Raw genomic sequence first — 19,383 nt, 5'->3', positions numbered from 1 at the left:
AGATCAGAAATGTTATGGCGTTGAGCTGGCCTGACAGCCAGCGAAATCGTTTTCACCCCTGCAGCTTATGCCATATACTTGTGAATAGTAAGTACGCACAGAAATGTTAGTATGAAAATAATCACAGATAAAACATCGGGACCTGCTGGCGAAAACTTTCGCCGTGGAGAATTGCTTAATGTCGCCTGTCAGTCCCGCATGGTGCTTAAGCGCCTCACCAATCGCTGGAGCCTGTTGGTTCTGGTGGCACTGGAAAAAGAGACCATGCGCTTTGGTGAACTACGCCGAAAAATTGGTGGTGTTAGCGAGAGGATGCTGGCACAAACGCTGCGATACATGGAAGAATATGGTTTTGTCGAGCGGATTGACCACGGCGTGAATCCGCCTCACGTTGATTATCGGCTATCGCCACTGGGCCATCAGGTCCGCGAGCAAATAATCGGTCTTACCGAATGGATTGAAATGAACCTGCAGCAAATCGTGGATAACCGACGCGATTTTGCCACAGCGTCTGAACAAAAAACGCCCTGATAAAACCGGTGCCGTGAGCGGTCACCAGTTTTATCAGATATTTCGCAGACCGATTTTTCCCGACGATTAACGGGTCCACACCAGATCGGGATACATCGTCATCAGTCGACGGGTTACACCGCTTGCCCAGCCAAAGCCGTCCTGTAGCGGGTATTCTCCACCTCCTGCTAATATCGGTGTACTGCCGACAACGTTATATTTTTCCACCATTTTATGGTGGCGATAGTAAGTATCTGCCACCACCTGCAGCCCGCGCGAGGCGATTTCCTTCGCCAGCAGTGCTTCGCCATAATCATTTAGTAGTCCGTTGATCGCCATCCGCTGTATGGGGTCAGTTTGGATATCGAAAATTATTGTACGTTAAGGTTATTTTTTGACCTCTCTGCTTTAGCTGGCCTCAGTCGACAAAACTTACCAGACGCCGGTATCCGGTTGCTTTTCCAGATATAATCGCCTGTCAGATTGATATGCTCCCAGCCTAACGGTGACAAATGCAACAGCAGTTGCTCGTTGATCTTCTGACCCTTACGCTTGAGGACATCGACCGCTCTTTCCATATAGACGGTATTCCAAAATTCTGGCGGCTTGCCGCTTACTACCCCATATTTGCAAAGGGATAACCAGGAGCGATTTTTATTATGGATATGACAAAGATATAAAAGATTTTATTAAAGGGAAAAATATCCTTACGTTAATTGGTAACCAACCTCTTAAGCCCTAAAGGATCTTCTTACGATCCCTTAGGGACCAGTAGCCGATTTTTAGCCTTAACGTACAATAATTTTCGATATCCAAACTGCCCCCATATCCAGCCGGGGGAGACGTTGTTTTTCACGCTGCTGGTTTTCCCACTCCACACGGCTGCGGCGGGCAGCCGCCACGGCCACGTCAGAAACGTCGAGTGCGGAGAACAGGGCAGGGGTAAAGGTAATATCGGTCGGAATGTTACAGCCTATCTGCGGATCATATTCGGTCTGGTAGGTAATCAGGCCCAGTTCTGCCATAAACTTCAGCGCCCGCGTGGCGCGGGTGATGGAGAGATTGCCGTTCTGTGACTCCGTGGCCAGTCCGCATTCGATGGCCAGATTGGTAATGGAACGCTGAACGCGATTAGCCAGCGGATCGTAGTGGAAACACAGCCCCTGGAGCAGCGCATCGATGGCGCGGCGGCGCAGCAAAGGAGGCATACGATGACGCGCCCCCAGAGAACGGGCAAACGCAACGTGCATGGAAAAATCAAAACGGGACGTGAAGCCTTCGGCTTTCGCCATCAGCTTACGGCAGAACGGCAGCGTCTTTTTCCCCTACCTCGGCGTGAATACCGGATTCGGGTTTCTGACACCCCGTCCCGGTCTTATGGCGGTCACAGGGGTTGCATGATTTTGTACATGGATTTATACTCCACCACAGAACGAAAACCTTCCGCAGTACATTTGTTAGCCCCGATTTTCTGTCTTCTCCCGCCAAGTTGATGAACAGATATCGGGGTTTACTTTTTTTGGGGTTCCCACCCCGTTCCTGGCACCTTCCGGCGTGCCGACCAAAAATTCTTAGCGCACTTTAGCAACAAACCTATGACAGGTCAATTTAGTCAAGAACTTCACTTGCGTATTTTTTTATGAGTTCCGTAACTAACTCCCCTTGAGTAACCCCACGCAGCTTACAAAGCTTGTTCAGGGTATCTCTACCATCCGGGGACAAAAGAACTTTTGTTTGTACCTTGGTCTGCAATTTCTGGGTTATATAGGCTCGCTGTTTGTCAGACTTCGTTTCATATTTCCTAGGTCTACCAACTTTCGTACCACGAACAGCGCCCTCATCTTCAGCCATGCTGTACACCTGCCAGCCTCTTGATCATGCAGCTAATGTAAACCAAAACGCCAGTATTAACCAGCATGGCGGGCCGGTCACCGGCGTTTTGGCACCACCATCAACGGATTGTCTGCCGGAACAGGATTCTGCCCGTAGACACGGCGGGCGTCGATGAAATAGCCCGAAAGGTTGGTAAAGTCCCCCCCGGCGCTCTCTGCTTCATACAAACGGCATCGGTACAGCTTCCCCTCACTCCGTCTGATATGGGGTAACGCTTCAACGTCCTGACGCAGTGAATCGATATCATCAACATCCTCATTCTCCGCAGCAAACTGATGAAATATCGCCGGGGCCTGGATAAAGACACTCCCGGCAACCAGATGGACTCTGGCTTCCGGCGTGTTGACGGCCAGCGAACCGTCTTCTACCGACTTCAGCAGCCACAACCAGAATCTTTCCCCCAAACTGGCGGTGTCGGGTGAAGATTCGGGTGCAGCCAACCCGGTGTTCTTAACGGCCGATCCCTGAGCGGCTTCCTCATACCCCAGGAAAGCCGCAACATCCTCCCAGTCAGTATTTCCAGCGTCCTCATCCATGTGGATTTCCGGTTCCGGTAACGGAGCCTCCGTGGCAGCCACATCCGGCACACTTTCGCTTCCGGCAGAAGGATCAAGCGCCGAGGCAAGCACCAGGGGAGCGGCACCCGCTGACATAGCAGGCGGAGTTTGCGGCGCTGAATCCACAGGTAACAGCGCGGACGAAACCGGCAGTGTTGCTCCCACAACTGACGATCCCCCTGAAACGAGTACTACCGGCTGTACCGGAGCCGACCCAGTTACTTCGTGGATGGCGTCACTGACTATCGCATTGATGACACCACATTGCGCCCGCTGCCCACCAATCCAGAGCATGAGCATATCCAGAGCAGGCGGGTGTTGCTTCAGCCAGGAAAAAACATCCCCTGGCAGGACCCTCGAGGCAAACAGCGCCCCCAGACAGATATCCGCCCCGGCCATGCCTGGCGGAACAAACCGGAACCGGTAGGCCGAAGCGGGTTGACCGTCAAACGGTATCCAGACAGAGCCATCGTCCAGTTCGACTTTCAGCGAGCCTAATGCAGACAGGTGCGAAAACAGAGCCGCGTAGAACACAACGGTATTCCACGCGGCGGAGTCCCGCGCCTGGTCTTCAGGCGGAACGCCCGGTGGCAGCATATAACTCCGGGCCTTCATCACCGCGTAAAGCAGGGTTTTCAGCGTTGCGTCCAGCATCCCGCCCGGATACGCAAACCTGCCTGCGTTGCTGTACGGAAACTGCTGCATGACCTCAGCACATGCCTGCAACGGAGCCAGGCACAGCGCCTGGTAGGTTTCCTTCGGCAACGAGGTGTTTTCCCAGATACGAACCAGCGTCCGGACACGTTCCTCCGTGGAAAGAAGCCCGGCGGCGCTTTGCGGGTAATAATAACCAGCAGGGGGTGAAGACACGGATAGCGCCAGGTCCTTTGCTGTTCTGCCCGTCAGTAATCTGGTAAACAGTTGCCGCATCATATTCACTCGCCGTTGCCGTTTCTGGTCGGGCAACTCTAAGAGGATCGGCTTTGTCGATGCAACGATCAAATGAACGCAGGTGTCCGCCATTTGATCGTTGATTTTTTAAGAAGGGGAAGGTAAAGGGTGCCTGAAAAATGAAACCCGACAATCTGCTACTCACCGAACGTGCGGGGTTTAGAACCCCGCACGGCGGTTATGCTACTTTCTCGGTTCGTAGGCGAGTCGTGCCCGCATTTCAGTATTCCCCTGTTTGATACTCAACTCGCAGAGCGAGCCGCGCACCATCCAGGTAAATGGACTGGGTAACGCAGGCAACCAGCTGTTCCATCTGTTCGCTGGTTTCTTCGCCCATAGAGAAACGCAAGAAGGGATCTGTTGACTCTGCTATTGCCGCAGCAGCTGAAATACGGGTAACGCCAAAACCGAAGCTCACGCCTTTGGTGATCGATACGCCTGCGCTTCGGCAACTGTTGATGATGAGTTCGATCAAGCCCTCTAGGCAGTGCCGATTGTTCAAACCCGGCTCACTGAAAGTGGTGGCAACGACACCTCCACCATGGTTCCACCGGCGCTTGCGCCAGTCGCGCGGATAGGCGACCCGCAATTGACTGCGTGGGTGCTCGATGGCGTCCAGTGAAGCCGCCAGATGTTCGGCGTTGCGCGTCAAGCGCTGCATGCGTTGCAGAAGTTGCTCTCTGTCGAACAACGGAAAGCGCGCAACCTGATTCTGGTACAAGCCAGTGCCCAGGTTGCGTCGGTGCCGGGCGAGGGCAGGCGCATGTTGCTCGCTGCAAACAATGACGCCGAGCATTTGCAGATCCAGCCCCAACTGCAGGTATTTGCTGCCGCTTTCGAAGTACAGGATTTGTGGATGATTTGGCGCATCGAACAGCGTGAAAGGGTTGAAGCCACCGGAGATCATTGTGCCGTCAATAACCAGCCAACGGTTTCGCCAGTCACGGGTCCGCAAGTCGTTGGCCAGCGCTTGAAAATCAAAGCAGGGCAATTCACCGATATTAGCCATGGGGTCCGCGAACACAACATGGCTGTCAGTGCGCTCCACGCATTCGATCAACGCCTTTACACTCCAGTCCTCCGCGATCGTCATCGAAACCTGCGGAAGTGCTTCCAGCTGTTCCAGCGCTTCAAAGTATAGATAAGGGACCCTTGCCACGCGGGCTGCTTCCGGGTGTTTTGGAAAGACTTCGCGTAAAAGAAAGCTTTCCAGCGTCGAGTAGGCGGCTTGGCCGCTGGAGGTTAGCAGCGCTGTGCGTGCGCCACCGCTGAAGCCGATCGCACGCACCAAGTTCAGTTCAAGTTCGCGCAGGACCACCGAACCATAACGTTCATAGTTCACAGAGCTGGTTTGCAGGTCCGCAGGATCGAAAAACATGATTTCTTTGCTTTGATCGGTACTTGCACTGCACCAATTCAAGGCTGAGAGGGCGAGTCCGAACTGCTGAATGAACATAGCGCCCTTACAGGGCGAGCGTCACGGCTCTGCCGTTCCGAGGGTGTTCATGACCGGCTCACAGCTTTATACTCTGCGGTATGTTAATTTCTCAGGAAATCATTCACATTGCCCGTAGCAAAGCCCCCAGAAAGCGTAAACCCACGCCCTCGTCCCGACGCGCTATACCCGGATATCCTAAGCGTTTTCTGGTGTCCATTCCGCCCCGGAGCGATTATGACGACCCCGACGAGTTTTTTTACGACACTCCGCAGGATGCCATTCGTCACTGTGTCCACCTGGGGCCACAGTTTTTCCTCGATACACACTTCGACCCGCCTCTCGTCTGCATCATCCGCGGCTTTGAGCCGCCTGACTCACCCGACGGCGATGTCGTCCTTGAGTCCATGCCAGCCGATGTGTTTATTATCGCCACAGAATCCGGCATGCTGCCGGTGACCTTCGCTCCCTGGGATAAACACACCGACAACTGGGCCGATGACTGTGACGACTGGCACTATAATACCGGTGCCACTGCAGAGCGATAATCCGCCGCATGTATATCCCGCGCCCGGCAAAACTGCTGTTCACCACTGATGACGCCTGGAACCGGTATATGGATAAACACGGGGACACCCTCAGCCCCTGGACCGTACTCTGCGTCGAGCGCATGCTCGCCTGCGGCACTGCTGCCATGGGGGTGAAGCGATACTGCTGCGCCTCCCCGGACTGCACCCACACCCGCTTCTTCTGCCAGACCTGTAAATCAAAAGGCTGCAGCTCCTGCGGACATAAGGCCACGGAGCAGTGGATTACAGAGCAACAGCAAATTCTGCCCGACTGCGACTGGCAGCATATCACCTTCACCATGCCCCATCTGCTGTGGCCCTTTTTCAACAATAACTGGCCTCTGCTCAATGCCCTGTTCCGCGCAGCCACCCGCGCCATGCTCCGCTGGGCCAGAAAACAGGGTGTGGAAGTCGGTATCTTCTGCGCCCTGCACACCTACGGTCGCCAGCTCAACCAGCATCCCCACATTCATCTCTCCGTCACCCGCGGCGGGCTTGATATTAAACACGGCGTATGGCGCGACCTCTTCTTTAAAAAGCATGCCGTGGAGGAAATCTGGCGCGGAGCCGTCATCCGGCTGCTGCGCCACAGCTATGACCTGATTAACCCCGGCAGGCTGCCGGGGCTGGGGCATATCCACGACAAAAAACAGTGGCTGCGCTATCTGCAGGCGCAGTACGGGCGCCGCTGGAAGGTCCACTTCGCGAAGAAGACCCGGGGGGCCTGGCGGAGCGTCAAATATCTGGGCCGGTACCTGAAACGGCCCCCCGTGTCGGCGGCGAAGCTGAGGCACTACAGCGGCGGCGCGGTGGTGCACCACTATTACGACCACCGTACGCAGCAGTACCGGCAGCAGACGCTGACGCAGGAAGATATGATCGGACGTTATATCAGCCATATCCCGGCGAAGCATTTTAAGATGGTGCGTTATTACGGTTTTTTATCAAACCGTAAACGGGGTAGCCTGCTGCCGAAGGTGTATGAAGCCCTGGAGATGGAAGCGCGGAAAAAACCGGAGAAGCCCGGCTTCGCCGCGCTGATGAAAGAATTTCTGCGCACGGATCCGTACAAATGCATTCTGTGCGGCAACCGACTGCGCTTCAGCAGTGCGCAGGCCGGGAGGCACGCGTCGGAGTTGGTGGCAGAAAGACTGCATAACATCGACCGGAAACGATGGCTTCTGGCACAGACTGCGGGATAAGTGCGTCTGAAAAACAGCTTTCAGGTTAAAAACGCGCCGCAAATGCCATTTTATGACCATAACGTTCCCGATGGCACATCATTACTGCATTACAGACACTGCTGCTCATGGTCAGGAAATTTTTAAAACGATGATTCAGTTTCCTAACCATCAAGCGATATCGTTGAGCGACCTGACGCCCGTCCAGTCCTGGGCTGCGGCAACTGCTGATCATTTTACGGGTGCTGTCCAGCACATCGCCCATGAAGCTTTCAATCATGGGGTCTACGGGTAACGACTCGCGCAGGGTAAACGACAAGTGTTGCTGTAGGGTTGCTTGCAACTCGTTCAAGGCTTGTTCCACACGATCTACCAGTTGCAGCCACATCGACAGAAGCGTGGCCTCGCTGGTTGGTGCCGCACTGTAAGTGCTGGTTTTTTCGACGGTCTGAGATGTCTTGCCTGATGCGGACGCCGACAGCTCAATGCCGAGTGTACTTGCTCTCAGGCCGTTTATCTTGCGCAGTCTCGGGTCTTCGATGACGGTAGTCATGGCTTTCGCCAGCAGCGGAACGGAAATATTGCCACCACTGACAAGGACCAGAATATCGCCTTCCAGGTTAGGGCTCTCGTCGAACAGTAAAGGCGCCAAAGCAATGGCTCCTGCTCCCTCGGACAGAATGCTTTCCTGATGTAAGAGCGTCATCATGCTGGTCTTAATGCGTTCTTCAGGCACTGCGTGAAAAGTGGGTGCCAATGTCTGTATCAGAGGCCACAGCCAGTTGTCTGGTTCGTGCTCGATCGCAAGGCCATCAGCAAGAGTGGGCATGACGCTTTTAAGCATCTGCTGACCATCGAAGCCTTTATCCAGGTTACGACCGAAAGTAGCCGGATGTACTCCGTGCAACCTTGTATCCGGCCATAGCTTGGCGGCCGCGCAGCCGAAGCCGGTAAGCAGGCCGCCACCGCCAAATGGCAACAGGATGTGATCAAACCGCCGATCATCCTGTTCCGCGATTTCCAGTGCCAGTGACCCTTGGCCGGCGACCACGTCAGGGTGGTCAAACGGTGAGATGTAGTACCCGCCATTTTCCTGGGCCTCCTGATGGGCCGTGACATAGGCCTCAGAGACATCGCCACCTCCCTGGACGACTCGCGCCCCGACTGCCCGCAGCCGACGAATCTTGATTTCTGAAGCGGTCAACGGTACGAATATATTTGCCTGCAAGCTGAGTTCACGCGCCAACGTGGCAATTGCCAGCCCATGATTGCCTGCTGAGGCCGTATAGACAGAAGCACCGGGGGAAAGCAAGTGCAGCGCATTATAGGCACCGCGCAATTTGAAAGAACCAGTACGCTGCAGGCACTCTAGCTTCGCCCATACCCTTCGGTTGTTAGAGCTAAGCCAAGGAAACTCGACTATGGGAGTTTTCACGAGGTTGCGTGAAAGCGCCGGGTAGGCGTTTTGAATGTTCTGGTACAAGTGTGCCAGTGACTTGGAACCGGAGCTGTTAGTTGTCGTCTGCATAAATTACAAAGGCCTCCTTGCTACGGGATGCTACCGTAGGTATCGCCTGCCTGACAGGCTTTATGTTGATGGGCGCTGTTGAGCGAACCCAATGGAATTAAGCCTAATAGGTGGCATCTCTGAGACTTGAGTTCCATTGCTCCCCAAACTCCGGCTTGAGAAAGGCCGACGTTGCCGGGTATCGGCGCGGATGTTGATTAGCCTGGCTGAATATCCGGGGGAGAGCCTAATGCCCTGCGGGCAGTCGAGGTGGCCGTTAAATTGGACTAAGGAATGAAACTCAGGGAAACGCTATACGACGCTGGGATAAGGAGCGTGTTCTTGGGCTGGAACGCCACACAACCCGGCGTCAGACCGCTCACCGGCACCCCGTCAGGCTAAGTCATAAAAAAGCCGCGACGGCGGCTTTTTTATGAACAGGGCAGTCGGCCGGCCGCAAACTGAAAACTGCGCCATCTGCCGGACTCTGAGTTGTCATACAGTGATTTGAATATGTATGATCTGACTACATATTTTGCTCAGAGCCTTCCCCATGATGACCCGTAAAAGCATCGATACCATCCTGCTCTCCGTTGCCGCCGATAAGCTCTCTCAGCGTGAATGGGACTGGATGAAGATGCTCAAACCCATGGACCCGCCGCCTGTTATGGTCGCCAGGTCTATACTGGAGCGCCGGGGCGACACCGCCGCGCTTGCCCGTCTGCAGACAACTGAAGCTCAATCTGTCCCGTGCTGTCCGGTTTTACCCCGCGACCACTTAAAAAACTCTTTACGGCCAACCCGTGCTGGACCTCCTTCCTGGATGCCGGCGGGCTGTGTGATATCGAGGTCGGGGCCGTCACCAAAATGCTCGCCTGCGGCACCCGCATCAACGGCGTGAAGGAATATGGCTGCGATAATCCCGGGTGCCGGCATGTCAGATACATCACCAACGCCTGCCACAGCCGGGCCTGCCCCTCCTGCGGGAAAAAGGCCACCGTCCTGTGGATTGCCGCCCGGCTTAACCGTCTGCCGGACTGCGACTGGATACATCTCGTCTTCACCCTCCCCGATTCGCTGTGGCCCCTGTTTGAGGTTAACCGCGGGCTGCTCAACGACCTCTGCCGGCTGGCCGTCGATAACCTGCTGTTTGCTGCCGGAAAACGCGGGCGGGATATCGCTATCTTCTACGCCATCCATACGTACGGCCGGCGACTCAACTGGCATCCCCATGTGCACGTCTCCGTCACCTGCGGCGGTATCAACGAGCACAGAAAGTGGAAAAAAATCAGCTTCCGTAAGGATGCCATGCGCGCCCGCTGGATGTGGAATATCCGCCAGTTACTCCTGAGCATCTGGTCCGAAGGCGTCGCAATCCCCCCTTCGTTGCCACATATCAGCACCTAATCACAGTGGCGCAGCCTGATACTGACCGCCGGGAGCGATTACTGGCATGTGTACATGTCAAAAAAGACGGCGGGTGGAAAAAAACACCGTGAAATACCTGGGCCGCTACCTGAAAAAGCCACCGATAGCGGGTTCCCGGCTGGCGCACTATGCGGGCGGAGCCACGCTGAGCTTCCGCCACCATGACCACAACACCAGTGAGCAGGCGACGGAAACGCTGACGCGGCGTGACATAGTGGCACGGCTGAAACAGCACATCCCGGAGAAGTTCTTCCGGATGGTGCGTTATTTTGGCTTTCTGGCCAACAGGGTGTGCGGAGAAAAGCTGCCGGTGGTCTGCAGCGCGCCGGGGATGGAAAAGCCGGAGCCGGTGGCAAAGGTGTGCTACGCGCAGATGAGTAAGCAGTTCCTGCGGCGAGACCCGTTCGAATGTGTGCTGTGCGGCGGGCGAATGGCGTACCACCGTGCGGTTACGGGTCTGAATGTGCAGGGCTGAAAATCCACGCGCGGGAGATAAGCCTGATGAGGTACATCCCGGACTGATGCAGGGAAGATCCGCTTCGCGCACGCTGGCAGCCTGAAAAACAACCTGGAAAAGCACAAATCTTCACCAGGTTGCGGGGAGCAGACAGACCCTGCATCATACGAATCTAATGATGGTTGAATTTTAGTCAGTTCATTCCAGCGCAGAAATAGTTTCAATTTCCTATACGTGAACGTGATGCCCATGTGGCGTTACCGCATCACGGACCTGCTGCGCCGGGAATATTACCGCCTGGAGATACCTGTAGTGACGCACAATGATGATCGCCCAGACGCGCAATAAATACCCTTTCCCAAACCACATTACGTGAGAATGAAATCCCGTTTCAAATCACTGTATCTGAGAATCAAACCACATTAGCTGATTCTGAGCCACATTGCGGATTCGCTCACGCACTCTCTTTGAGAATACGCAGACCGCCAAAAAACAGGGCTGTTTTCTGGCGGTTTCCAGAGTGGTTTAAATTCTGTCAATGAACAGGCTGATAACTCACATTAAGACGTTTAGCCAGCTTCTCAAGTCGTTTATCCAGCGTCCAGAGCTTCGCTCCTGGTGTTATCAGGGTCGATGCCAGTAACGTAATATCAACCAGTCCACATCCAAGCCCGTACAGCTTTTCGTTTTCAATAAACGTCATAACTTCGGTAATATTAGCCTGATGGCACTGTGGTAACAGCCCCAGATCGCCAAGCGTTCGCAGTCTTGGAGCCGGTGGGGTTCCACAGGCTATCTCTGCCAGTATCATCGGGTGAATCAGAACCTGCTCCCCACTAAGCAGCTGAATCAACCCGTCATTTCTGTTTCTGAAATGGTCAACCCAGACAGACGTATCAACCAAAATAGTCATTTTGCGGATGGCTCCTCGCGGCGGCGAGGAACCATCTGCATTTCAGGTGATGAACCACCGAGCGAAGCCAGTCTTTTTGCTGCCTGCACCCGAACAAATGTTTTCACTGCTTCACGGAAAATATCAGCCTTATCCATACCGGGATCGGCCATTTCCAGCGCCTGCGCATACAGCACATCATCAATTGTGACTGTCGTTCTCATAATATCACCTCGTGAGACTCATATTTTGATGTTATTTTGAATCAAAATAAGCATCATCGCAACCAACAAGAAAAGATAAATGGCATAGAGCAATCTTGCGTTGATTTCCACAATGAGTTTTCTTGCGATGATTCAGATAGAAACGGTACCGATCTGTAACCATCAGAAAACCGGCCGTTTTTCTGATGGTCTGCTCATTCTCACAGAGGGTGCGCGGGCAAATCCGCAATGTGGCTCAGAATCAGCTAATGTGGTTTGATTCTCAGATACAGTGATTTGAAACGGGATTTCATTCTCACGTAATGTGGTTTGAAAAGGGACATTTATTGCACGCCGGAGTGATCATCATTGCGTGTCACTACAGCTAACCAGTGCTGGACGTCCTTCCTCGACGCCTGCGGTCTGCGCGATATCGAAGTGGAAGTCATCACTAAAATGCTCGCCTGCGGCACCCGCATCAGCGGCGTGAAGGAATATGGCTACGATAATCCCGGTTGTCAGCATGTTAAATACATCACCAACGTCTGCCACAGCAGGGTCTGTCCCTCCTGCGGTAAAAAGCCACCGACCTGTGGATATCGGCATTTTCTGCGTCATCCATACGTACGGAAGACGACTCAACTGGCATCCCCACGTTCATGTCTCTGTCACCTGCGGCGGCATCAATGCGCACGGAAAGTGGAAAAAAATCAGCTTCCGTAAGGATGCTATGCGCGCCCGCTGGATGTGGAATATCCGCCAGTTACTCCTGAGCATCTGGTCCGAAGGCGTCGCAATCCCCCCTTCGTTGCCACATATCAGCACCTAATCACAGTGGCGCAGCCTGATACTGACCGCCGGGAGCGATTACTGGCATGTGTACATGTCAAAAAAGACGGCGGGTGGAAAAAAACACCGTGAAATACCTGGGCCGCTACCTGAAAAAGCCACCGATAGCGGGTTCCCGGCTGGCGCACTATGCGGGCGGAGCCACGCTGAGCTTCCGCCACCATGACCACAACACCAGTGAGCAGGCGACGGAAACGCTGACGCGGCGTGACATAGTGGCACGGCTGAAACAGCACATCCCGGAGAAGTTCTTCCGGATGGTGCGTTATTTTGGCTTTCTGGCCAACAGGGTGTGCGGAGAAAAGCTGCCGGTGGTCTGCAGCGCGCCGGGGATGGAAAAGCCGGAGCCGGTGGCAAAGGTGTGCTACGCGCAGATGAGTAAGCAGTTCCTGCGGCGAGACCCGTTCGAATGTGTGCTGTGCGGCGGGCGAATGGCGTACCACCGTGCGGTTACGGGTCTGAATGTGCAGGGCTGAAAATCCACGCGCGGGAGATAAACCTGATGAGGTACATCCCGGCCCGACGCAGGGAAGAAGGTAGTGTGGCTGGCAATCCAGGCGGCCTCGCAAAAATGGACAATGCCGCTGAGAGACTGGCGCATGGCAATGAGCCGCTTTATTATCGAGTTCGGTGACCGCCTGGACGGCCACTACTGAGAAAAGGCATTTACACAGAATCGTGTACAGGGTCGAGAAACTCGTCAGCAAGCAAACTCCACCCGTCCCTGTCATCAAAAACCTTCTCCTGTGACAATATCCCAACTCCCTGAATCATCAATGGGTAATAGCTATAGTAACCATTTCACAGATGAGCAATTGTTACTCAGATCCAGTTCAAAAAAGCCAGATGTCGCATTTTGCAGCTTCGCTCCCACTAGGCCGAATTACAGTGGGTAAGGGGACGTTGCGATCTTCAGCGATCCATGCACCAACGCCATATAGGGTCAGTTATTTAGTCGTCCTGTATAAATATCAGAAGACGGTCGTGACGCAGACTTGCTGATCACGTATGCTTTGCGCTTTGGATGTAACATATGGCTAAAGTTGATGCCGTCTGCCCTCAGTGCAATGAAACTCATGCTGTACGATGTAACGGACATTCAGCATCCGGTGCCCAACGTTACATCTGCAAGCATTGTTCAAAGACCTTTCTGCTCAACTTTAGCTACTCCGGTGCCAAACCAGACACACACCAGACCATTGTTAATATGGCCATGAATGGTTACGGATGTCGCGATACCGCACGGGTTCTCGGTATCAGCCTCAATACGGTTCTGCGGCACTTAAAAAAATTTCGCCAAAGCAGGTAGCTGAGAATATCGACCCCGACACGGAGGTTGTTATCTGCTGTGAAGCCGGTGAACAATGGTCTTACGTGCGGTGTAAAAGCAATCCCCGATGGTTGTTCTATGCTTATGACCGTATCCGCAAACGTGCTCTGGCCCACGTCTTCGGCCCGAGAAATGCCCCGACCCTGCGACGATTGCTGGCCCTGTTAAGCAAATTTAACATTGCCTTTTATATGACAGATGCCTGGCCGGTTTATAAAGTTCTGTTAAGTGCAACAGGCCACGTGGTGAGCAAGAAATATACCCAACGGACAGAACGACATAATCTTAATCTTCGTACACATATCAAACGACTGACCCGCAGAACAATTTGCTTTTCGAAGTCAGAGGAAATGCACGATAAGATCATCGGTTGGTATCTTACTCTTCATCATTATCAATAAATCTGCGTCACGACCGAATTTTTGAATCTTCCCAGTGTTGTAATATTTTTTTACATTCATCGCGAGATCTCTTTTTCATAATAACACTAGAAAGTTCTATATCCGGTGAAGGAGAACGGGCAGAACACAGTTTGCTGGCCCCGGCACCTCTCTTGGCCCGGCCGCCTGTATAAGTAATATCATTGTCTGCCCGGTTACTTTCTGTCCATACCTCTCTGATGTTCCTGATTTTTTCCACCTTGGCGTGCAGGGGTTCAAGAACTCCATTTTTCTTACAGATAAATTTTTGCACTCCCGGCATACCGGTTTCGGGATTGACCCGCACGTAAACATTCCTGCCATCATGCAGCCTGTCGACGGCTTTTATCGGCACCGCCAGATCCGTGCCCGGCAGTTTCCCCTTAATCAACTCGCCTGATGTCGCCTGTGGGAGACGGGCAAGCCAGCCCTCACTGGCCATCTTTTGCGCCAGTACGGGCGTTTTTTTACTACCGGACAGCAGGGCAGCAACTCTTTTCGCAAAGTCCCTGCCAGGTCGCGCTGCTGCTGCCAGCAACTGGAAACCGGGGTCTGCAGCTTTCAGAGCGCCGTTCCCTAACGAGGCCAGCTCGGCGGTCGTTGGCATACTGGCGCTGGCGCCCCGGAGCGCATTTTTCCCCACTGCAACAACGCCTGTGCGGCCTGCAAAGAGAGCCTCTCTTGCCGCCACCATCCCAAACCTGGCACTCAGACTGACGGCTTCTCCGATCACTGGCAGGAAAGCAATGATATCTGTCAGGCACGAAGGCACCGCCAGGGCAGCATCATGGTTGATGCTGCCGTCAATACAGTCATAAAATGGAATGAAATGTTTAACCGTATGCCAGATTTTTTCAATTTCCGCTAGGTCATTTCCTGACTCATATAAGGAATTATAAAGTTTATTCCGGTGGACACCGCTCAGATGATCAATCAGTTGTGTCATATTACCACCCGCTGCAATCTGATCGGCGACCTCTATTTTACAGGTTATTTTTTCCCGGGAACCCGGCGTAAGATTCACAATTCTGCCGTCGATGGCGTTGAGAAGTTTCAAATCATTCCTGTCAAAAAGGTCATAATAGGTGTAACGATTTATATGATGATCGACCCGGTATATTTCGTAGCTTCCATCCGACTTGTTGGAGTTTTTCAGCGCATATATCTGTTCTGTTTCTCCCCGACGCGCGGCAAAAAAATCCTTGTTTTTCAGAGATATATTGGTGTTCATGTTCAGCAGTGCCAATCTGCTGCCGCTGTACCTGTTTGTTTTCATCTCAAAAAGGACCCTGTGCAGGATAGTATCGGCTGAAGAAATAAATGCCCGATCATCTTCGTGCAACGTGCTTAATGCTGAGAGGATCACATATCTGTCGATATCCTTAAATTTTTCAGCCACGTCAGTCGTCAGGGTATTGTATTCATCACTCAGACTGTCCGGTGCTCTCCTGCAGGGTTTTGACATGCCCAGCATATAAGACTCTTTTGCCTTTTTATCTTCTCTTTCCCGCCGAGGCTCCGGGCTGAGGATAGCATCGCCTATGGTAGGTAAGGCCGGAAAAAGGACATGGCACTCTGCTACAATCTTATCGGCCAGCTTGCCCTTACTGCGCCATTTTTTTGTTGCTGAAAGATAGTCATCGTATTTCTTTTTTATCTCCTGCCGTAGCTCAGTAACTGTTTCTCTGAACTGGACATAGCTGTTAACAGCCGCAGCAACATTATCCCCGGCCAGTTTACTGTTTCCGGGTGACTCAGAGGCAGTGAAAAACAGGGCGGGTGAGCCATAATAAACAATATTATCTTCCGTCACCCCTTCGCGAACGGCTAACTCCCACATTGACTCACCGACCGTCATCGCTTCTTCAGCGGTAAATTATTCATCTGACAGGTTTTTCAGAAAAAGGGAGCCGGTAAAGAGGTTGGCAAATTCACCGCTCCCGAGTTCCAGTGCGCTGACTGATTTTTCATTGCCGTAAGATTTATCTTCAGTGAATTTAAGAAAGGGCATATCTGCCCACAGGGCGGAATACCACATTGCATTAAAGACTCCCCTCTGTTTTTCGGGCATTTTTGTATAACTTATCTGACGGTTTTTAAACAATTCCTGTAAATCTAACAGGTGGAGGATACTGCTGACCGTGTAATAAGACGGATAAGGATCTGCTTCCATCCTGTCCAGAATATATTCTGTGGGTGTCTTTCCCAGAACGTTGCTGAACAGCCACTGACGAACCACGGCCTCTGCCCGTGCGAAGGAAAGTTCTTCGTCATTCTGTCCACCATACAGTCTGTTTGCAGCAAGCATCTTTCTGGCCAGATCCCTGAGCTGCTCCCTGTTACCCGCAATACCTGTCTCACCGCCGTACAGATAGCCGGCCACTTCGGACAACATGCGTTCTTTGCTGACCCTTCCCCTGTCCAGCAGACCCTGAGCGCGGAGCAGTTTTGTAACCTCGCTGTTTGCACGTTTTGTGGCAGTGGGGAACGCCATTTTTGCTTTATGGGACCTTTTTCTGCTCTTCATCTGTCGGGGACCGGTCGGGCCGCCCGTTACGTTTTCATCCGGCAGATGGCGACGGAAATGGGCATGTTCCGTTTCGTCATAAGAAGGAAGCGGTATGTGCAAGCGAAGAGGCCGGTCATCAGGAATGGTGTCCTGTTCCGTCTGATTTACTTTAATGGCAGGGTGAGGTGTGCTGTCCGGCGACGGGCGGTTTCCCAGGGCACCGTTATTAACGTTCGCGGCCCGACCGAATTTATATCCTGCCAACATTCCGATACCGAACACGCCACCTATCACCGCCCCGCCAAGCAGGGTATATATCCCGCATTTCTTAAGCCACCCGCCTTTAAAGGCGGGCATAACGGGATCATTGTTGCCGGAATGTCCAAGGCTTTGGGCAGCCTGATACAGTCTTTTGCCTTCTTCAAGCTTGTCCTTCAGCTCTTTATCCTGCAGGTCGTTCGTGCTGTTGCTGACGAAGTTTAAACGACTCAACAGGGGAGCTGACTCCACGCTGCCGTCATTCACGTTATATTTGACGTCGCTCTGACGTGGTACTGCAGAGGATATTGCAACTGTACTGATGGGCATTGCACAACTTCTTGTGAAAATAAAAAAAAGATGTGTTTGAATTATTATGTGTTTGTAAGCGTCACATCCAGACCGTATTGACGCTTATGCAGATGTGAGATCGACTTTCCACGGCAGCAGAACGCGCAGACGGTTTAGAACGTAGCACGCCTGCGGCGCTGCTACGTTCATCAGAGATGGCTGGCAGGCAGAGCCTGAAGGAATACCGCCCTGCCCTGCCAGTTTACGCTGATGGCCCGGCAGGGCGTGTCAGGAAAGGATTAGTGGCGGATCTGTGGCAGGTCGTCTTCAGTCAGACCGGTCATTTTCATGACGGTATTACGGTCAATGCCGTTCTGCAGCATGGTATGGGCAACTTCCAGCTTGCCTTCATTGCGACCTTCCTGCCTAGCTGGATACCCTTCTCGATGCCCTTCTGTTCAAGTTGTTGTGCGATGGTCATAAGTGCGTCTCCGTGTTGCGGCACACGCTGTGCCAGTTCGCGTACAAAGGCGTCGGCTGTTTCGCCTGCCTGTACTACATAGTGTACCAGAGAAATCACCTGCGATGAAGACAGATATCCCGCCAGCAAAATGGGCGCCAGCCGATCAACCAGTTCTGCCAGGTCCCGCTGATGAATATGTTTCTGCAGTAAGGTCAGGGCGGCCATGCTACGGTGGCCAGCAATTTCATCATCCGGAATGACCGTAACGTCTACCAGCGGGAAAGCGCTGCTGTAGAGTTTACCGGCCAGCACCGGATCGTCAAACTCATCCAGCCAGCGGGTGCTGTTCTATACGGGCTGCGCTTACCCGTATAGAACAGCACCGGTATCACCAGTGGCAGTTTTTTATGCCCTGCCTCCAGGTGGCGCTGCATGGCGGCCACCGCATAGCGTATCAGGCGGAAAGCCATATGTTTGTCCGGCGTTGACTGGTGCTCGACCAGAACATGAATATATCCGTCGCCGGCTGTGGTTTTCAGGCTGTAGAGGACGTCGCTGAAATACTGGCGGAGATCATCCTCAACGAACGAGCCGGATTCCAGCTTCAGCGTGCTGAGATCGCAGACTGCACGCAGCTCTGCGGGCAAGTGGATTTCCATAAAGTCCCGGGCAATGTCCGGTTGCGTCAGGAACTGCCTGAACGTGGCATCGTGGGGAGTGGGTGTGCTGTTTTTCTTTTTCATCAGCCCTGGCTCTGAAAAATGACCCTAAGATGTTATCACAGCCCGGAAAAAGCTGACATTGGCGGTGAACGGAATTGCCATTCCTTCAGGGGACTGTGCCGGGGTGGTTCACGTATAGGAAATTGAAACTATTTCTGCGCTGGAATGAACTGACTAAAATTCAACCATCATTAGATTCGTATGCTGCAGGGTCTGTCTGCTCCCCGCAACCTGGTGAAGATTTGTGCTTTTCCAGGTTGTTTTTCAGGCTGCCAGCGTGCGCGAAGGGGATCTTTCCTGCGTCAGGCCGGGATGTACCTCATCAGGCTTATCTCCCGGGCGTGGGTTTTCAGCCCCTGTACGCTCAGGCCTGTCACCGCGCGGCGGTACTCCATACGCCCGCCGCACAACACGCATTCAAACGGATCGCGCCGCAGGAACTGCTTACTCATCTGCGCGTAGCACACCTTCACCGCTGCCGCGGTTTTTTCCATCCCCGGCACCCTGTAAACCTGCGGCAGTTTTTCGCCGCATACCCGGTTGGCCAGAAAACCAAGATAACGCACCATCCAGAAGTGCTTCTCCGGGATATGCTACTTCAGGCGTCTCACCATCTCATGCTGCGTCAGTTTCTCAGTAGCCTGCTCACCCGTATTGTGGTCGTGATAACGGAAGTTCAGCGTGGCGCCGCCAGCGTAGTGCACCAGCCGGGAATCGGCTAAAGCTGCGCGGCAATCCACAGGTCAGTGGCTTTCTTACCGCAGGACGGACAGGCCCTGCTGTGGCAGGCGTTGGTGATATACCTGACGTGAGGATACTGCGCGTTGCCGCAGGCAAGCATTTTAGTGACGGCTTCGACTTCTATATCACGCAGGCCTGCAGCATCCAGGAAGGATGTCCGGCACTGGTTAGCAGTGAACAGCTTTTTGAGTGGGCGGGGACTGAAACCGGAAACCACG

Annotated in this window: 13 protein-coding genes and 9 pseudogenes; 8 read left to right on the top strand and 14 right to left on the bottom strand. The window is 53.3% G+C overall.

What is annotated here, in order from left to right; translation table 11 throughout:
- The first annotated feature begins 111 nt into the window (after positions 1 to 111).
- On the top strand, positions 112 to 531 hold the full coding sequence (locus tag LU633_RS02360) for a winged helix-turn-helix transcriptional regulator (RefSeq protein ID WP_020322895.1): 420 nt from the start codon (positions 112 to 114) through the stop codon (positions 529 to 531).
- A 66-nt stretch (positions 532 to 597) separates the two neighbouring features.
- Here LU633_RS02360 and LU633_RS02355 read toward each other — a convergent pair.
- Positions 598 to 861: pseudogene (locus tag LU633_RS02355) on the bottom strand (trehalase family glycosidase); the annotation flags it as partial.
- A gap of 20 nt (positions 862 to 881) precedes the next feature.
- Positions 882 to 1,103, bottom strand: a pseudogene (locus tag LU633_RS02350) (Tn3 family transposase); the annotation flags it as partial.
- Positions 1,104 to 1,135: 32 nt separating this feature from the next.
- Here LU633_RS02350 and LU633_RS26430 point away from each other — a divergent pair.
- Positions 1,136 to 1,233 (top strand): annotated as a pseudogene (locus tag LU633_RS26430) (DUF2931 family protein); the annotation flags it as partial.
- Positions 1,234 to 1,334: 101 nt separating this feature from the next.
- On the opposite strand, the pseudogene repA reads toward LU633_RS26430, so the two are convergent.
- The 5 genes and pseudogenes from repA to LU633_RS26065 all read right to left on the bottom strand — a co-directional run.
- Positions 1,335 to 1,898 (bottom strand): annotated as a pseudogene (gene repA, locus LU633_RS02345) (plasmid replication initiator RepA); the annotation flags it as partial.
- Positions 1,899 to 2,118: 220 nt separating this feature from the next.
- The gene (locus LU633_RS02340; protein ID WP_020322900.1) at positions 2,119 to 2,361 is read right to left on the bottom strand and encodes a RepB family protein; all 243 of its coding nucleotides are present in this window, start codon (positions 2,359 to 2,361) and stop codon (positions 2,119 to 2,121) included.
- 77 nt (positions 2,362 to 2,438) lie between these two features.
- Entirely contained in the window at positions 2,439 to 3,830 is a 1,392-nt protein-coding gene (locus tag LU633_RS02335) for a TraI domain-containing protein (RefSeq protein ID WP_161796995.1), read from the bottom strand.
- A 264-nt stretch (positions 3,831 to 4,094) separates the two neighbouring features.
- Complete coding sequence (locus LU633_RS02330; RefSeq protein WP_407647026.1) at positions 4,095 to 4,157, bottom strand: hypothetical protein; 63 nt, start codon at positions 4,155 to 4,157, stop codon at positions 4,095 to 4,097.
- Positions 4,132 to 5,367 (bottom strand): PLP-dependent aminotransferase family protein, encoded by a 1,236-nt coding sequence (locus LU633_RS26065; RefSeq protein ID WP_046372169.1) that lies wholly within the window; start codon positions 5,365 to 5,367, stop codon positions 4,132 to 4,134. Before LU633_RS26065 ends, LU633_RS02330 begins: the two co-directional genes overlap by 26 nt.
- A 191-nt stretch (positions 5,368 to 5,558) precedes the next feature.
- On the opposite strand from LU633_RS26065, the gene LU633_RS02325 reads away from it, so the two are divergent.
- Positions 5,559 to 5,894, top strand: coding sequence for a hypothetical protein (locus LU633_RS02325; RefSeq protein ID WP_052734695.1), 336 nt, complete (start codon positions 5,559 to 5,561; stop codon positions 5,892 to 5,894).
- Between the two features lie 8 nt (positions 5,895 to 5,902).
- Positions 5,903 to 7,117, top strand: coding sequence for an IS91 family transposase (locus tag LU633_RS02320; RefSeq protein ID WP_046371879.1), 1,215 nt, complete (start codon positions 5,903 to 5,905; stop codon positions 7,115 to 7,117).
- A 25-nt stretch (positions 7,118 to 7,142) separates the two neighbouring features.
- On the opposite strand, the gene LU633_RS02315 is transcribed toward LU633_RS02320, so the two are convergent.
- Positions 7,143 to 8,624, bottom strand: a complete 1,482-nt coding sequence (locus LU633_RS02315) for a threonine ammonia-lyase (protein ID WP_200896939.1) — start codon at positions 8,622 to 8,624, stop codon at positions 7,143 to 7,145.
- Between the two features lie 532 nt (positions 8,625 to 9,156).
- Here LU633_RS02315 and LU633_RS02310 point away from each other — a divergent pair.
- A pseudogene (locus LU633_RS02310) lies at positions 9,157 to 9,336 on the top strand (hypothetical protein); the annotation flags it as partial.
- Between the two features lie 17 nt (positions 9,337 to 9,353).
- Positions 9,354 to 10,553: pseudogene (locus LU633_RS02305) on the top strand (IS91 family transposase).
- A gap of 470 nt (positions 10,554 to 11,023) precedes the next feature.
- Here the strand turns inward: LU633_RS02305 and LU633_RS02300 are convergent.
- Complete coding sequence (locus tag LU633_RS02300) at positions 11,024 to 11,401, bottom strand: type II toxin-antitoxin system VapC family toxin (RefSeq protein ID WP_020322906.1); 378 nt, start codon at positions 11,399 to 11,401, stop codon at positions 11,024 to 11,026.
- Entirely contained in the window at positions 11,398 to 11,604 is a 207-nt protein-coding gene (locus LU633_RS02295) for a type II toxin-antitoxin system VapB family antitoxin (RefSeq protein WP_020322907.1), read from the bottom strand. Before LU633_RS02295 ends, LU633_RS02300 begins: the two co-directional genes overlap by 4 nt.
- 348 nt (positions 11,605 to 11,952) lie before the next feature.
- Here LU633_RS02295 and LU633_RS02280 point away from each other — a divergent pair.
- Positions 11,953 to 12,952 (top strand): annotated as a pseudogene (locus tag LU633_RS02280) (IS91 family transposase); the annotation flags it as partial.
- Positions 12,953 to 13,465: 513 nt separating this feature from the next.
- A protein-coding gene (locus LU633_RS02270) for an IS1 family transposase (RefSeq protein ID WP_152664244.1) occupies positions 13,466 to 14,163 on the top strand; the annotation gives its coding sequence in 2 pieces (ribosomal slippage) (positions 13,466 to 13,727 and positions 13,727 to 14,163; 699 coding nt in all).
- A gap of 7 nt (positions 14,164 to 14,170) precedes the next feature.
- Here the strand turns inward: LU633_RS02270 and LU633_RS02265 are convergent.
- The 4 genes and pseudogenes from LU633_RS02265 to LU633_RS02250 all read right to left on the bottom strand — a co-directional run bounded on the left by LU633_RS02265 (position 14,171) and on the right by LU633_RS02250 (position 19,382).
- Complete coding sequence (locus LU633_RS02265; RefSeq protein WP_233485081.1) at positions 14,171 to 16,021, bottom strand: hypothetical protein; 1,851 nt, start codon at positions 16,019 to 16,021, stop codon at positions 14,171 to 14,173.
- 36 nt (positions 16,022 to 16,057) lie between these two features.
- Positions 16,058 to 17,278 carry a hypothetical protein gene (locus LU633_RS02260; protein ID WP_051124356.1) on the bottom strand — a complete coding sequence of 407 codons (1,221 nt, stop codon included), beginning with the start codon at positions 17,276 to 17,278 and terminating at the stop codon, positions 16,058 to 16,060.
- A gap of 260 nt (positions 17,279 to 17,538) precedes the next feature.
- Positions 17,539 to 18,445: pseudogene (locus LU633_RS02255) on the bottom strand (Rpn family recombination-promoting nuclease/putative transposase).
- Positions 18,446 to 18,726: 281 nt separating this feature from the next.
- Positions 18,727 to 19,382, bottom strand: a pseudogene (locus LU633_RS02250) (transposase).
- Position 19,383: the final 1 nt, after the last annotated feature.

It is taken from the genome of Erwinia tracheiphila (genome assembly GCF_021365465.1).
In the GTDB taxonomy this organism is placed as follows: domain Bacteria; phylum Pseudomonadota; class Gammaproteobacteria; order Enterobacterales; family Enterobacteriaceae; genus Erwinia; species Erwinia tracheiphila.
Note: the sequence above shows the minus strand (reverse complement) of the source record. Positions and strands in the feature narration are given on the sequence as shown.

What these genes read in the sequence shown, in the direction of transcription:
- LU633_RS02360 (WP_020322895.1), top strand. Translation starts at nt 112, where the DNA reads ATGAAAATAATCACAGATAAAACATCGGGACCTGCTGGCGAAAACTTT.
- LU633_RS02340 (WP_020322900.1), bottom strand. Translation starts at nt 2,361, where the DNA reads ATGGCTGAAGATGAGGGCGCTGTTCGTGGTACGAAAGTTGGTAGACCT.
- LU633_RS26065 (WP_046372169.1), bottom strand. Translation starts at nt 5,367, where the DNA reads ATGTTCATTCAGCAGTTCGGACTCGCCCTCTCAGCCTTGAATTGGTGC.
- LU633_RS02320 (WP_046371879.1), top strand. Translation starts at nt 5,903, where the DNA reads ATGTATATCCCGCGCCCGGCAAAACTGCTGTTCACCACTGATGACGCC.
- LU633_RS02315 (WP_200896939.1), bottom strand. Translation starts at nt 8,624, where the DNA reads ATGCAGACGACAACTAACAGCTCCGGTTCCAAGTCACTGGCACACTTG.
- LU633_RS02300 (WP_020322906.1), bottom strand. Translation starts at nt 11,401, where the DNA reads ATGACTATTTTGGTTGATACGTCTGTCTGGGTTGACCATTTCAGAAAC.
- LU633_RS02295 (WP_020322907.1), bottom strand. Translation starts at nt 11,604, where the DNA reads ATGAGAACGACAGTCACAATTGATGATGTGCTGTATGCGCAGGCGCTG.
- LU633_RS02265 (WP_233485081.1), bottom strand. Translation starts at nt 16,021, where the DNA reads ATGTGGGAGTTAGCCGTTCGCGAAGGGGTGACGGAAGATAATATTGTT.
- LU633_RS02260 (WP_051124356.1), bottom strand. Translation starts at nt 17,278, where the DNA reads ATGCCCATCAGTACAGTTGCAATATCCTCTGCAGTACCACGTCAGAGC.